Source organism: Mesorhizobium sp. ES1-1, assembly GCF_020164785.1.
In the GTDB taxonomy this organism is placed as follows: Bacteria; Pseudomonadota; Alphaproteobacteria; order Rhizobiales; family Rhizobiaceae; genus Mesorhizobium.
In genome coordinates this window covers 193,310-206,372 of record NZ_JAIUGX010000003.1, presented here as the reverse complement: position 1 = coordinate 206,372, position 13,063 = coordinate 193,310, and the positions used below count along the sequence as shown (strand labels likewise).

Annotated in this window: 12 protein-coding genes; 4 read left to right on the top strand and 8 right to left on the bottom strand. The window is 63.4% G+C overall.

Translation table 11 applies throughout. The features are described 5' to 3' along the window. Window positions 1-12: 12 nt before the first annotated feature. From LB513_RS06250 to LB513_RS06215, 8 genes are all read right to left on the bottom strand, one after another. Window positions 13-3,000 carry a 2-oxoglutarate dehydrogenase E1 component gene (locus tag LB513_RS06250; RefSeq protein WP_224662599.1) on the bottom strand — a complete coding sequence of 996 codons (2,988 nt, stop codon included), beginning with the start codon at window positions 2,998-3,000 and terminating at the stop codon, window positions 13-15. A 128-nt stretch (window positions 3,001-3,128) separates the two neighbouring features. Beyond that, window positions 3,129-4,031: a succinate--CoA ligase subunit alpha gene (gene sucD / locus LB513_RS06245; protein WP_224662598.1), complete on the bottom strand. Its 903-nt coding sequence runs from the start codon at window positions 4,029-4,031 to the stop codon at window positions 3,129-3,131. Between the two features lie 12 nt (window positions 4,032-4,043). Further along, window positions 4,044-4,541, bottom strand: a complete 498-nt coding sequence (locus LB513_RS06240; protein WP_224662597.1) for a DUF1579 family protein — start codon at window positions 4,539-4,541, stop codon at window positions 4,044-4,046. A gap of 2 nt (window positions 4,542-4,543) precedes the next feature. Then, window positions 4,544-4,915, bottom strand: a complete 372-nt coding sequence (locus LB513_RS06235; protein ID WP_224662596.1) for a cupin domain-containing protein — start codon at window positions 4,913-4,915, stop codon at window positions 4,544-4,546. 4 nt (window positions 4,916-4,919) lie between these two features. Next, window positions 4,920-6,113, bottom strand: a complete 1,194-nt coding sequence (gene sucC / locus LB513_RS06230; RefSeq protein ID WP_224662595.1) for an ADP-forming succinate--CoA ligase subunit beta — start codon at window positions 6,111-6,113, stop codon at window positions 4,920-4,922. A 16-nt stretch (window positions 6,114-6,129) separates the two neighbouring features. Further along, on the bottom strand, window positions 6,130-7,098 hold the full coding sequence (gene mdh / locus LB513_RS06225; RefSeq protein WP_224662594.1) for a malate dehydrogenase: 969 nt from the start codon (window positions 7,096-7,098) through the stop codon (window positions 6,130-6,132). Between the two features lie 304 nt (window positions 7,099-7,402). After that, the gene (zapE, locus tag LB513_RS06220) at window positions 7,403-8,602 is read right to left on the bottom strand and encodes a cell division protein ZapE (protein WP_224662593.1); all 1,200 of its coding nucleotides are present in this window, start codon (window positions 8,600-8,602) and stop codon (window positions 7,403-7,405) included. Between the two features lie 87 nt (window positions 8,603-8,689). Further along, entirely contained in the window at window positions 8,690-9,229 is a 540-nt protein-coding gene (locus LB513_RS06215) for a protease inhibitor Inh/omp19 family protein (RefSeq protein WP_224662592.1), read from the bottom strand. 279 nt (window positions 9,230-9,508) lie between these two features. On the opposite strand from LB513_RS06215, the gene LB513_RS06210 reads away from it, so the two are divergent. From LB513_RS06210 to mtaB, 4 genes are all read left to right on the top strand, one after another. Beyond that, on the top strand, window positions 9,509-10,528 hold the full coding sequence (locus LB513_RS06210) for an MBL fold metallo-hydrolase (protein WP_224662591.1): 1,020 nt from the start codon (window positions 9,509-9,511) through the stop codon (window positions 10,526-10,528). A gap of 84 nt (window positions 10,529-10,612) precedes the next feature. Beyond that, on the top strand, window positions 10,613-10,774 hold the full coding sequence (locus tag LB513_RS06205; RefSeq protein WP_082525393.1) for a DUF1328 family protein: 162 nt from the start codon (window positions 10,613-10,615) through the stop codon (window positions 10,772-10,774). Between the two features lie 71 nt (window positions 10,775-10,845). After that, on the top strand, window positions 10,846-11,730 hold the full coding sequence (dapF, locus tag LB513_RS06200; RefSeq protein ID WP_224662590.1) for a diaminopimelate epimerase: 885 nt from the start codon (window positions 10,846-10,848) through the stop codon (window positions 11,728-11,730). Continuing rightward, the gene (gene mtaB / locus LB513_RS06195; RefSeq protein ID WP_224662589.1) at window positions 11,730-13,061 is read left to right on the top strand and encodes a tRNA (N(6)-L-threonylcarbamoyladenosine(37)-C(2))-methylthiotransferase MtaB; all 1,332 of its coding nucleotides are present in this window, start codon (window positions 11,730-11,732) and stop codon (window positions 13,059-13,061) included. The genes dapF and mtaB overlap by 1 nt, the downstream gene beginning before the upstream one ends. Window positions 13,062-13,063 lie beyond the last annotated feature (2 nt).

The following is a 13,063-nucleotide window of genomic DNA, read 5'->3' as shown; positions in this document are numbered from 1 at the left end:
CCCAAGTCTCGTCTATTCACCAAGCGCGTCTTCGAGCAGGGCGGCAAGCTGGGCAAGATGCTTCGACATCAGGCCGGTCGCCGGCGAGGCGGCGGCCGGGCGTCCGGTGTAGCGGACCCTCTGATGCTTGGCGTCGATATGCGCCAGCACCCATTCCAGATACGGGTCGATGAACGACCACGCACCCATGTTCTTGGGTTCTTCCTGGCACCAGACCATCTCGGCATTGCGGAACCGCGACAATTCCGTGATCAGCGCCTTGGCCGGGAACGGATAGAGCTGTTCGACGCGCAGCAGGTAGATATCGTTGATGCCGCGCTTCTCGCGCTCTTCGTAGAGGTCGTAATAAACCTTGCCCGAGCACAACACGACGCGCCGGATCTTGGAATCCTTGACCAGCTTGATCGCCTGGCCGGAGAGCAGCTGCGCGTCGTCCCACAAGAGCCGGTGGAACGAGCTTTCGCCCGACATTTCCGGCAGCGTCGATACCGCCCGCTTGTGGCGCAGCAACGACTTCGGCGTCATCAGGATCAGCGGCTTGCGGAAGTCGCGCTTCAGCTGCCGACGCAGGATGTGGAAATAGTTCGCCGGAGTGGTGCAGTTGGCGACCTGCATATTGTCTTCGGCGCAGAGCTGCAGGAAGCGCTCGAGGCGGGCCGAGGAATGTTCCGGACCTTGGCCCTCATAGCCATGCGGCAGCAGGCAGACGAGGCCCGACATTCTGAGCCACTTGCGTTCGCCCGACGAGATGAACTGGTCGAACACGACCTGGGCGCCGTTTGCGAAGTCGCCGAACTGCGCTTCCCACAGCGTCAGCGCCTTGGGTTCGGCGAGGCTGTAGCCATATTCGAAGCCGAGCACCGCCTCTTCCGACAGCATCGAGTTGATGACTTCATAGCCGGCCTGGGCGGCGGACAGATTGTTGAGCGGGATGTAACGGGTCTCGTCACGCTGGTCGTAGAGCACGGAATGCCGCTGCGAGAAGGTGCCGCGCTCGGAATCCTGCCCCGACAGGCGGATCGGGTTACCGTCGAGCAGGATCGCGCCGAACGCCAGCGCCTCGGCCGTCGACCAGTCGATGCCTTCGCCGGACTCGATCGCCTGGCGGCGGTTCTCGAGGAAGCGGATGATCGTCTTGTGCGCCTCGAAATCCTTCGGCACCTCGGTGAGCTTCTTGCCGATTTCCTTGAGCGTCTTGACCGGCACGGCGGTCTTGCCGCGCCGCTGTTCGTCCTGGTTGTCGGCCGTGCGAAGGCCGGACCACGCGCCATCAAGCCAATCTGCCTTGTTGGGCTTGTAGTGCTGGCCGACCTCCCATTCCGATTCCAGATGCGCCCGCCAGTCGGCCTTGAGCTTGTCGAGATCGGCCTGGCTGATATGCCCCTCGGCAATCAGCCGCTCGCCATAGATCTGCACCGTCGTCTTGTGAGTGCGGATGTTGCGGTACATGATCGGCTGGGTGAAAGCCGGTTCGTCGCCCTCATTATGGCCGAAGCGGCGGTAGCAGAACATGTCGACCACGACCGGCTTGTGGAACTTCATGCGGAATTCGATCGCCACCTTGGTGGCGTGGACGACAGCTTCCGGATCGTCGCCATTGACGTGGAAAATCGGCGCCTCGATCATCTTGGCGACGTCGGACGGATAGGGCGACGAACGCGAGAAGCGCGGATTGGTCGTGAAGCCGATCTGGTTGTTGATGATGAAATGGACCGTGCCGGCGACGCGGTGGCCGCGCAGGCCCGACAGGCCGAGGATTTCGGCGATCACGCCCTGGCCGGCGAAGGCGGCGTCGCCATGCAGCAACAGCGGCAGCACCTTGGCGCGCTCCTCCAGCGGCACGATCTCCTCGCGGCTGCGGCCGAACAGATGATCCTGCTTGGCGCGCGCCTTGCCCATTACCACCGGATCGACGATCTCCAGATGCGAAGGATTGGCGGTCAGCGACAGATGCACCTTGTTGCCGTCGAATTCACGGTCTGACGAAGCACCGAGATGGTACTTGACGTCGCCGGAGCCCTCGACTTCGTCGGGTGCAGCCGACCCGCCCTTGAACTCGTGAAAGATGGCGCGGTGCGGCTTGGCCATGACCTGCGACAGCACGTTCAGCCGGCCGCGATGCGCCATGCCGAGCACAATCTCCTTCAGGCCGAGTTGGCCGCCGCGCTTGATGATCTGCTCGAGCGCCGGGATCAGGGCCTCGCTGCCGTCGAGGCCGAAACGCTTGGTACCCTTGTACTTGACATCGATGAACTGCTCGAAGCCTTCCGCCTCGACCAGCTTCTGCAGGATCGCCTTCTTGCCGGTCGCGGTGAACGAGATCTCCTTGTCGACGCCCTCGATGCGCGCCTGGATCCAGGCCTTCTCTTCGGGGTCGGAAATATGCATGAACTCGACGCCGAGCGTCGAGCAATAGGTACGGGTAAGGATCTCCAGCATCTGCCGGATCGTGCCGAATTCGAGCCCGAGCACATTGTCGAGGAAGATCGGCCGGTCATAGTCGGCCGATGTGAAACCGTAATTCTCCGGCGACAGCTCGTTGTAATCCTCCAGCGGCTTGGCGATGCCGAGCGGGTCGAGATTGGCGTGCAGATGGCCGCGCATGCGGTAGGCGCGGATCATCATGATGGCCCGCACCGAATCGCGCGTCGCCTGATGCACATCGGCATCGGACAGCGCGACACCATTGGTGACGGCCTTGTCCTTGACCTTCTTTTCCAGATGCTTCTCGACGATGCCCCAATTGCCGTCGAGCGCCGACACGAGTTCGCCATTGGCCTGCAGCGGCCAGGAGGGCCTGGCCCAGGAGGCGCCCTTGGCGTTCTTGCGCACATCGCCGGCATCGTCCTTCAGCCCGGCAAAGACGTCCTGCCACTCGGGATCGACCGATTCCGGATCGTCCTCATAGGCGGCGTAGAGCGCGTCGATATAGTCGGCATTGCCGCCATAGAGGAACGAGGTGAGCGAAAACTGATCGTTGGCCTGATCTTGTCGTGCCATTTTTTTCTGCGGAGCGCCTGCTCCGTCTCCTTAGTTGGAGGGGAGTAAGGGAGTAAGGTCAGCAGGGAAGTAGGGCATCTTGGCCGCGTCTCTTCCCTACTCCCGTACTCCGTTACTCCCCTATTCCCTTAACCTTTGATCGCTTCGACCAGGGTCGTGCCCAGCCGGGCCGGCGATGGTGAAACCTTGATGCCTGCCGATTCCATCGCCGCGATCTTGTCTTCCGCGCCGCCCTTGCCGCCGGAGATCACCGCGCCCGCATGACCCATTGTGCGGCCGGCAGGCGCCGTGCGGCCGGCGATGAAGCCGGCCATCGGCTTTTTGCGGCCGCGCTTGGCTTCGTCCTTGAGGAACTGCGCCGCGTCTTCCTCGGCCGAACCGCCGATCTCGCCAATCATGATGATCGACTTGGTCTCGTCGTCGGCCAGGAACATCTCCAGGACGTCGATGAACTCGGTGCCCTTGACCGGGTCGCCGCCAATGCCGACGGCGGTGGTCTGGCCGAGGCCGACATTGGTTGTCTGGAACACTGCCTCATAGGTAAGTGTTCCGGAGCGCGAAACAACGCCGACCGAACCCTTGCGGAAGATGTTTCCGGGCATGATGCCGATCTTGCACTCATTGGGCGTGAGTACGCCCGGGCAGTTCGGGCCGATCAGCCGTGAGGTCGAGCGGTCCAGCCGCGCCTTGACCTTGATCATGTCCATCACCGGGATACCTTCGGTGATGCAGATGATCAGCGGGATCTCGGCTTCGATCGCCTCCAGTATCGCTTCGGCGGCGCCCGCCGGCGGCACGTAGACGACGGACGCATTGGCGCCGGTCTTTTCCTTGCCCTCGGCGACCGTGGCGAAGATCGGCAGGTTCTCGCCCTTCGAGCCGGTCCAAATCTCGCCGCCCTTCTTGGGGTGGATGCCGCCGACCATCTGAGTGCCATGATAGGCCAGCGCCTGTTCGGTGTGGAACGTGCCGGTCTTGCCGGTCAGGCCCTGCACCAGCACCTTGGTGTTCTTGTCGACGAGAATGGACATCGGAGCCCTTTTCTAAAAGCCGTTGATGGGGGAAGGCGAGACGCGTCTGTAGACGCCGCTCACCATGTCTTGCCATGCATCGCTGCCGGCGGGTTTGAAATACAATCGCATGCGATAGGTGTCGGCATCGTCAAAATTATAGATCACGCGCGCCGAACCGCGCGGTGATGACCGCTCGAGATCGAGCTCGCTGCCGCTCCACGTGCCGGTGGCGGGCGACCCCGGCACGAAGCCCATCGAATCGAACTGGTGCATGGTGACGACACCGTTGGTCTGGTCAAAACCAAAGACGCTGTGCGCGCCGAACGAGATCGTCCCATCGCGGCGCTGGCGATAGCGCTGCACCACGAACAGGCCACCGAACTGTGCCTCGCTCAGCACTTCGGAAGTCGCCGTGCCGCCATCGGCCCATTGCGTGGCAGCCACCTCTTCCTCGCCGCGCCACGCGCCGACCAGCGCCTGCAGGCGCTGGTGATCGGGCGAGAGCGAAGAAAAGGACGCTGCGTTCATCGTCAGAGCCGCTTCAGCTCGGTGACGGTAAGCTCGCTCTTGGCGTTGCCGGTATTAAGCGTCGTCGCGGGCTCGAACATCAGAACCACTGGCTCCAAGGTGAGCGAGCGCGGCCGGTGCTCGACGCCCTTCGGCACCACGATGAAATCGCCCTCGCCAAGCTCGACAGGACCGTCGCGGAAATCGATGGCGATGCGCCCGCGCAACACCAGGAACGCCTCGTCCTCATGCTCATGCGCATGCCAGTCGAATGTCTCGCCGAACTTGGCGACCTTCGCCTGGCTGTCATTCACGTCGCCGGCAATATGCGGATCGAAGACCTTGCGGATCTTCTGATCCGCCGCCTCGACCAGATTTATCTTGCGGGGAGGCATCCGCTCAGCCCTTCACCGCCGCCACAATCTTCTTGGCTGCATCGTCGAGATCGTCGGCCGACACCACGTTCAGGCCGCTGTCGTTGATGATCTTCTTGCCGAGTTCGGCATTGGTGCCTTCCAGGCGCACCACCAGCGGCACCGTCAAGCCGACTTCCTTGACCGCAGCGATCACGCCCTCGGCGATGACATCGCATTTCATGATGCCGCCGAAGATGTTGATCAGGATGCCCTTAACCGCCGGATCCTTGGTGATGATCTTGAACGCCGCCGTCACCTTCTCCTTCGACGCGCCGCCGCCGACATCGAGGAAGTTGGCCGGCTCGGCGCCATAGAGCTTGATGATGTCCATCGTCGCCATGGCGAGGCCGGCGCCATTGACCATGCAGCCGATATTGCCGTCGAGCGCGACATAGGCGAGGTCGTATTTGGACGCCTCGATCTCCTTCTCGTCCTCTTCGCTGGTATCGCGAAGTTCGAGCACGTCAGGGTGGCGGAACAGCGCGTTGTTGTCGAACGATACCTTGGCGTCGAGCACGCGCAGCCGGCCGTTTTTCATCACGATCAGCGGGTTGACCTCGAGCAGGCTCATGTCCTTTTCGACAAAGGCCTTATAGAGGATCGGGAACAGCGTTTCGCCATCCTTGGCCGCGTCGCCGTCGAGCTTGAGCGCCGCGTTGAGCTTACTGACGTCATCCGCCGTCACGCCCTTCTCCGGGTCGATGGCGACGGTGATGATCTTTTCCGGCGTGTCATGCGCGACCGCCTCGATGTCCATGCCGCCTTCGGTCGACATCACGAAGGCAACGCGGCCAACCGTCCGGTCGACCAGGATGGACAGATAGAGCTCACGGTCGATGTCGGCGCCGTCCTCGATATAAAGGCGGTTCACCTGCTTGCCGGCCGGGCCGGTCTGTTTGGTCACCAGCGTGTGGCCGAGCATCTCGTTGGCATTGGAAACGACCTCGGCGACGGATTTCGCCAGCCGCACCCCGCCCTTGGCCTCCGGGCCGAGTTCGCTGAACTTGCCCTTGCCGCGGCCGCCGGCATGGATCTGGCTCTTCACCACGTAGAGAGGTCCCGGCAGCGCCTTGGCGGCGGCCTCCGCCTCGTCGGCCTTGAACACCGGCACGCCCTCGGCCACCGGCGCACCGAACGTCTTCAGCAGCGCCTTGCCCTGATACTCATGGATGTTCATCTGGATGTGCTCCGGTTTACTTCGAGGCCAGTTGCGGCGCGATCTTCACGCAGGCCTCGGTGAGGCCCTGCACCGTCGCCACCGAACTGTCGAACATCTTCTGCTCGGCCTTGTTGAGGTCGATCTCGATGATACGCTCGACACCGCCGGCGCCGATGACCACGGGAACCCCGACATAGGTGTTCTTGACGCCATATTGCCCCGACAGGAACGCCGCGCAGGGCAGCACGCGCTTCTTGTCCTTGAGATAGGCTTCGGCCATCGAGATCGCCGAGGCGGCCGGCGCATAATAGGCCGAGCCGGTCTTGAGCAGGCCGACGATCTCGGCGCCGCCGTCGCGGGTGCGCTGCACGATCTGGTCGAGCTTTTCCTTCGAGGTCCAGCCCATCTTGACCAGGTCCGGCAGCGGAATGCCGGACACCGTCGAATAGCGGATCATCGGCACCATGGAATCGCCATGGCCGCCGAGCACGAAAGCCGTGACGTCCTCGACCGAGACCTTGAATTCATCAGCCAGAAAATAACGGAAGCGCGCACTGTCGAGCACGCCAGCCATGCCGACGACATGGCTCTTCGGCAGTCCGGAGAACTTCTGCAGCGCCCATACCATGGCATCGAGCGGATTGGTGATGCAGATGACGAAGGCCTTGGGTGCGTATTTCTTCAGGCCGGCGCCGACCTGTTCCATGACCTTCAGATTGATGCCGAGCAGATCGTCGCGGCTCATGCCCGGCTTGCGCGGCACGCCGGCGGTGACGATGCAGACGTCGGCGCCCTCGATGCCGGCATAGTCGTTGACGCCGGTGAGGCGGCTGTCGAAGCCGTCGACAGGCGACGACTGCGCGATGTCGAGACCCTTGCCTTGCGGAATGCCCTCCGCAATGTCGAACAGCACCACGTCGCCGAGGTCCTTGAGGCCGATCATATGGGCGAGCGTGCCGCCGATCATGCCGGAGCCGATGAGCGCTATCTTGTTGCGTGCCATGTGAGGATGCTTTCCCTTTGTCTGTGACCGCGTCCAAATCCTGGGACTTGATGACGGGCTTAGAGGAGGCCTGAATGCCGCGGGGGAACCGCGAGTTTTCGCCGCACCCAATAGCCTTGGCGTGACGCAAATTCAAACGAATATTTTGGGGCCAACAAATTCAATCGGTTAGACCTCATGGGATTTACGTAAACGTCAATATTGTTGAGCCGACTTCCGGAATTTTTTGAGCTAGGGCGCAACCGTACGACGTAAAGTGCCTGATGACATGCTTGTGAACTGCATGATGCACGAGCGCCCGCGGCTATGCCCACGCCTGGCTCTCGTCAGGAGTTGCTTTGCCCGCCCGTCGCCGTTCCCAGTCTTCAAGCCAGTCGCGGCTCTGCATCTCGATGAGGCGAGATGCGGTGCGTTCAAACTCGAAGACCTCGACGCCGCGCTTGGCCGCGTAAAGGCCTTGCGGCGGGGCGTCGGCGCTCACCACCAGGCGGACGTGATGATCATAGAGCGTATCGATCAACAGGATGAAGCGCTTGGCCTCGTTGCGCTTGCCTTCGCCCAGCACCGGCACGTGATCGATGAAGATGGTCGAAAAACGCGCGGCAATCGCCAGGTAATCACGTGCTCCGAGAGGCTTTTCGCACAAATCTGCAAAGGAGAAACGCGCCGCGTCGGCGGCGGCGGCCGGCACCGCCACTTGCCGGCCCTTGATCGTAAGCGTTGTCGCGGCTGTCGGCTCGCCGCGCGTCATGGCCTGCCAAGCTTGGTCGAGCGCCTCGTCGGCCGCCGCGTCGGCCGGCGTGACATAAACGGGCGTGCGGGCGAGCTTTTCCAGCCGGTAATCCTTGTCGCTGTCGAGCGAGAGCACCTGGGCGTGCCGTTCGAGGATGGCGACGAACGGCAGGAAAAGCTGGCGATTGAGCCCGTCTCGATAGAGATCCTGGGGCGCGACGTTCGAGGTAGCGACGAGCACCACGCCGCTGGAAAACAGCGCCGAGAACAGCCGCGACAGGATCATCGCGTCGGCGATGTCGGTGACGGAGAATTCGTCGAAACACAGCACCCAGGCCTGCTCGGCAAGCGCCTTGGCCACCGGCGGGATCGGATCGTCCTCCTTGACCGTGCCCTCCCTTCGCGCCTGCCGGTGCTTCTGGATACGGTCCTGAACGTCGGCCATGAAGTCGTTGAAATGCACACGGCGCTTGCGCCGGACCGGCAGCAGCTCGAAGAACATGTCCATCAGCATGGTCTTGCCGCGACCGACACCGCCATGGATGTAGAGGCCTCTGACGGGCTCCTTCGTCTCCCGGTTGCGGGCAAACAGCCAGCCGAGCGCGCTGGACTTGTGCGCCAGACGCTTCGCCGAGATCTCCGATGTCAGCCGGTCGAGCGCGGCGGCGATCCGTTCCTGCGCCGGATCGCGTTCGATGGCACCGGTCGCCACCAGGTGATCGTAGCGCTGCCTGACGGTCGCATGGGTCTGGAGGCCGTCACGCAGATGCATCGGTCACGTCATTGTGGAGCACCTCCGGGCGGAAAATTTCATAGATGTTTTCCGACGGGACGCGCGAAAGACAAAAAGCAGGATCGATCACCTAGTCAGTGAAATCGCCTGGCCATTCGTCGTCTGGCCATCGAATTTCGAGCCGCCCGAGGAATAAAGCCGTGCCAGCGCGTCGCCATTCGCGTCATAGAGGGTCAGTTGCTTGCCGGCGACGTTCCACGACTTGATGCCGTCCATCGGTGGTGGGCAATGCAGCGGCCCGGCGCGGAAGCCGGCGCCAAATTTGGTCTGCGGCGTCGCCACCTTGCAGCTCTGTCCGCCAACGCTGGCGTTCCACACGCCGGCAACGCTTCCAGCATTCACATCCGATGCGCCCGCGGGCGCCGAGCCGTCCGGCGGCAGGGATGCAACCTGCGTGTTCGCCGGGGCCGTCGGGAATTTCGACGGATCCGTGGCGCCTGGCGATGCCGGGGGCGGCAACTGGTTCGACGATACTTGGCCGGCCGGGGCGGCCTGCAACGGCGCAGGCTGCTGGTCGTCCATCGACGAGAACCTCGAGGTCGTGCAGCCGCTCACAAGGAGAGCCGCCAGCGATACGGCCACCAGGCCGCTTCTAGAAAAGATCATTCCAACCTCCGTCGGATCCGGCTGGGGGGATGCCGTCCGCGCAATCTCGCCTTCACCAAGATGGAGAAGGTGGCGAAATTTCAACCCGATATGGTTAAAATAGGGTTTGCGTCGAGAAATGTTGCAGATTTATCGCTATCTAGGGCCCCGAAATCGGGCTTCGAACTCTTAATTCCAGGTGACCCGCGCCGATCAGCCCGTGTCGCATCGACTCCTGAAAGCTTGGAACAGACCGCCCGGCGCCTTATGTCAGGGAGAGAAACTCCCGGGAGCCGCGCATTGGCCGCGAAAAAGAAAGCCGCCAATCGATATTACAACGGCCCGCCCAGCGATCATTTCGACGGCGCCTTGTTCTTCAATCCCGGCGGCCAGATGCCGGCGCGCTTCATCGATCTGCTGAAATGGCAGTTCGCGGGCCAGCGCTCCAAATGGCCAACTACTAGCCCAAGCCCCTTTGCGCCGGCAAAGCCTGCCCGGATTGTCCAGGGTTCCGGCCTGACCGTGACCATGGTCGGCCATTCCTCGCTGCTGATCCAGACCGCCGGCCTGAATATCCTTACCGATCCTGTTTGGTCGCAACGCGTGTCGCCGGTTTCCTTCATCGGCCCTAGACGCATCAACCTGCCGGGCATCGCTTTCGACGACCTGCCGCCGATCGATCTCGTGCTGGTCAGCCACAATCATTATGACCACCTCGATCTCGCCACGCTGAGACGGCTGAAGGCCGATCATGACCCTCTGTTGATCACGGCGCTCGGCAATGATGCGATTATCGGCGGCGCGATCCCCGGCATGCGAGTGGCCGCGCGTGACTGGGGCGAGACGATCGGGATCGGCAATGATGTCTGCGTCCACGTCGAGCCGGCGCACCACTGGTCGGCGCGCGGCGCCGGCGATCGACGCATGGCGCTGTGGGCCGGGTTCGTCGTCGAAACGCCGGGCGGGAAGGTCTATTTCGCGGGCGACACGGGGTTTCACGACGGCATCAACTATCGGCTGCTGGCAAAGAAGCACGGCGGCTTCCGCTTCGCCATCCTGCCGATCGGCGCCTACGAGCCACGCTGGTTCATGGCGCCGCAGCACCAGAACCCGCAAGAGGCGGTGCAAGGCATGCTCCTATCCAACAGCGCCTTCGCGGCTGGTTGTCACTGGGGCACTTTCCAGCTTACCGACGAACCGGTCGCCGAGCCTGCGGAAAAGCTGGGCCAGGCGCTCGACGCCGAGGGGATTGCGCGCGAGCGCTTTCGCCCGATGCTGCCCGGCGAGGTCTGGGAGGTTCCGGAAATGACCGCACCCTGACGGCAAGCGGCCCATGCCGCGGGAACCCCGGGCGCGCCATTCGCGTTTCCATGCGTTTCAAAATCTCGGTTCGCGAGGCACCCCATGCTCAAATGGATCATCATTCTCCTGATCGTCGCCGCGGCAGCGAGCCTGCTCGGCATGCCGGCACTGGCCGGAGCAGCTGCGACCGGCGCGCGCATCCTCATCGGCATCGTGTTGGTGATCTTCCTGCTTGTCGTCCTGGGCATCTTCGCCGTCACGTAAGGCAGCCTCGCACTGGTAATTCCCGGCCGTTTCCGCCATATAGCGCCAACGGACACGGAATTTTCGGAGCGATGGCAAGCACTGCCCCTTTCGCCAAGATGAACGGCATCGGCAACGAGATCCTCGTCGCCGATATGCGTGGCCGTGCCGACCGGGTGACGCCGGACGCGGCCATTGCGCTGAACGCCGACGCCGCGACCAGCTTCGACCAGATCATGGCCATCCACGACGCCAGGACGCCGGGTACCGCCTTTTTCATCGACATCGTCAATTCCGACGGATCGAGGGCACAGGCTTGCGGCAATGGCATGCGTTGCGTCGTCCAGGCTCTGGCCGCCGAGACCGGGCAGAAGGCCTTCACCTTCGAGACGGTCGCCGGCATTCTCAACGCGCGCGAACATGCCGACGGTTCGATCTCGGTTGACATGGGCAAGCCGCGTTTCGGCTGGCAGGACATCCCGCTGGCCGAGGAATTCCACGACACAAGCAGGATCGAGTTGCAGATCGGCCCGATCGACGCGCCGGTGCTGCATTCGCCCTCGGTCGTCTCTATGGGCAATCCCCATGCGATCTTCTGGGTCGACCGCGATGTCTGGTCCTACGAACTCGACCGGTTCGGCCCGCTGCTCGAGAACCACCCGATCTTTCCGGAGCGCGCCAACATCACCATCGCCCAGGTCACGTCTCCACAGAGCATCGTGGTTCGCACCTGGGAGCGCGGCGCCGGCCTGACCAAGGCCTGCGGGTCCGCCGCCTGTGCCACGGTGGTCGCGGCTGCCCGCATCGGGCTGACCGGCCGCAGCGCCAGCCTGCTGACCCCGGGCGGCGGCACGCTGCATGTCGAATGGCGCGACGACGACCACGTGATCCTGACCGGCGCCGCCGAATGGGAATTCTCAGGCAGCTTCGATCCCTCGACCGGTGACTGGGCTCGCGACACCGAGAGCGCGGCTTGATGTCGGCTGCTCTGTCCGAGAGCTCTTTGCGCGAGGCTGCGCCTTCCGATCGCATCGAAGTGGTGACCTTCGGCTGCCGGCTGAACACCTATGAATCCGAAGTGATGAAGCGCCAGGCCGAAACCGCCGGCCTCGGCGCTCTCGAGGACGGCGCGGTGATCTTCAACACTTGCGCCGTTACCGGCGAGGCGGTGCGCCAGGCCCGGCAGGCGATCCGCCGCGCTCGCCGCGACAAGCCGCGGGCGCGCATCATCGTCACGGGCTGCGCGGCGCAGACCGAGCCGGAAAAATTCGCCTCGATGGACGAGGTCGATCTCGTCCTCGGCAATGAAGAAAAATTGACGGCGCAGGCCTATCGCGCAATGCCCGATTTCGGCGTCAACGACACGGAAAAGGCCCGCGTCAACGACATTTTTTCGGTGCGCGAGACCGCTGGCCACATGGTCGACGCCATCGAGGGCCACGCCCGCGCCTTCGTGCAGGTGCAGAATGGCTGCGACCATCGCTGCACCTTCTGCATCATTCCTTATGGGCGCGGCAATTCGCGCTCGGTGCCGATGGGCGCGGTGGTCGAGCAGGTCAAGCGCCTGGCCGGCAATGGCTATTGCGAGATCGTGCTGACAGGTGTCGACATGACCGGCTTCGGTGCCGACCTGCCGGGCTCGCCCAGGCTGGGCAGGCTGGTGAAGACGATCCTCAAACAGGTTCCTGATGTCAGGCGGCTGCGGCTGTCGTCGATCGATTCGATCGAGGCCGACGACGATCTGCTCGACGCCATCGCCAACGAGCCGCGTCTGATGCCGCATCTGCATCTGTCGCTGCAGTCGGGCGACGACATGATCCTCAAGCGTATGAAGCGAAGGCACAGCCGGGACCAGTCGATCCGTTTCTGCGAGGATGTGCGCAGGCTGCGTCCCGGCATGGTTTTCGGCGCCGACATCATCGCCGGCTTCCCGACCGAGACCGAAGAGATGTTCGGCAATTCGCTCGACATCGTCGAACAGTGCGGCCTCACCCACCTCCACGTCTTCCCGTTCAGTCCGCGCGAGGGCACGCCTGCCGCGCGCATGCCGCAGCTTTCCCGCGAAATGGTCAAGCAGCGCGCGGCCCGCTTGCGCGCCGCCGGGCAAGCCGCGTATCGCCGGCATTTGTCGTCACTTACCGGGACGCGCCAGTCGCTCCTGATCGAGCGCGGCGGTATGGGCCGCACCGAAGGGTTCACGCTTGCCGCTCTGGCCACCGGCGTCCCCGGGCAAATCCTCGAGGCACACATCAGCGGCCATGACGGCGCCCGGCTGATCGCGGCACCGCTTGCCGCTCACGCCGCCTGAGA

Excerpts from the sequence above, each read along its gene's own strand:
- mtaB (WP_224662589.1), top strand. The coding sequence starts at position 11,730 with ATGTCGGCTGCTCTGTCCGAGAGCTCTTTGCGCGAGGCTGCGCCTTCC.
- sucD (WP_224662598.1), bottom strand. The coding sequence starts at position 4,031 with ATGTCCATTCTCGTCGACAAGAACACCAAGGTGCTGGTGCAGGGCCTG.
- LB513_RS06235 (WP_224662596.1), bottom strand. The coding sequence starts at position 4,915 with ATGCCTCCCCGCAAGATAAATCTGGTCGAGGCGGCGGATCAGAAGATC.
- LB513_RS06215 (WP_224662592.1), bottom strand. The coding sequence starts at position 9,229 with ATGATCTTTTCTAGAAGCGGCCTGGTGGCCGTATCGCTGGCGGCTCTC.
- LB513_RS06250 (WP_224662599.1), bottom strand. The coding sequence starts at position 3,000 with ATGGCACGACAAGATCAGGCCAACGATCAGTTTTCGCTCACCTCGTTC.
- zapE (WP_224662593.1), bottom strand. The coding sequence starts at position 8,602 with ATGCATCTGCGTGACGGCCTCCAGACCCATGCGACCGTCAGGCAGCGC.
- LB513_RS06205 (WP_082525393.1), top strand. The coding sequence starts at position 10,613 with ATGCTCAAATGGATCATCATTCTCCTGATCGTCGCCGCGGCAGCGAGC.
- LB513_RS06240 (WP_224662597.1), bottom strand. The coding sequence starts at position 4,541 with ATGAACGCAGCGTCCTTTTCTTCGCTCTCGCCCGATCACCAGCGCCTG.
- dapF (WP_224662590.1), top strand. The coding sequence starts at position 10,846 with ATGGCAAGCACTGCCCCTTTCGCCAAGATGAACGGCATCGGCAACGAG.
- mdh (WP_224662594.1), bottom strand. The coding sequence starts at position 7,098 with ATGGCACGCAACAAGATAGCGCTCATCGGCTCCGGCATGATCGGCGGC.
- sucC (WP_224662595.1), bottom strand. The coding sequence starts at position 6,113 with ATGAACATCCATGAGTATCAGGGCAAGGCGCTGCTGAAGACGTTCGGT.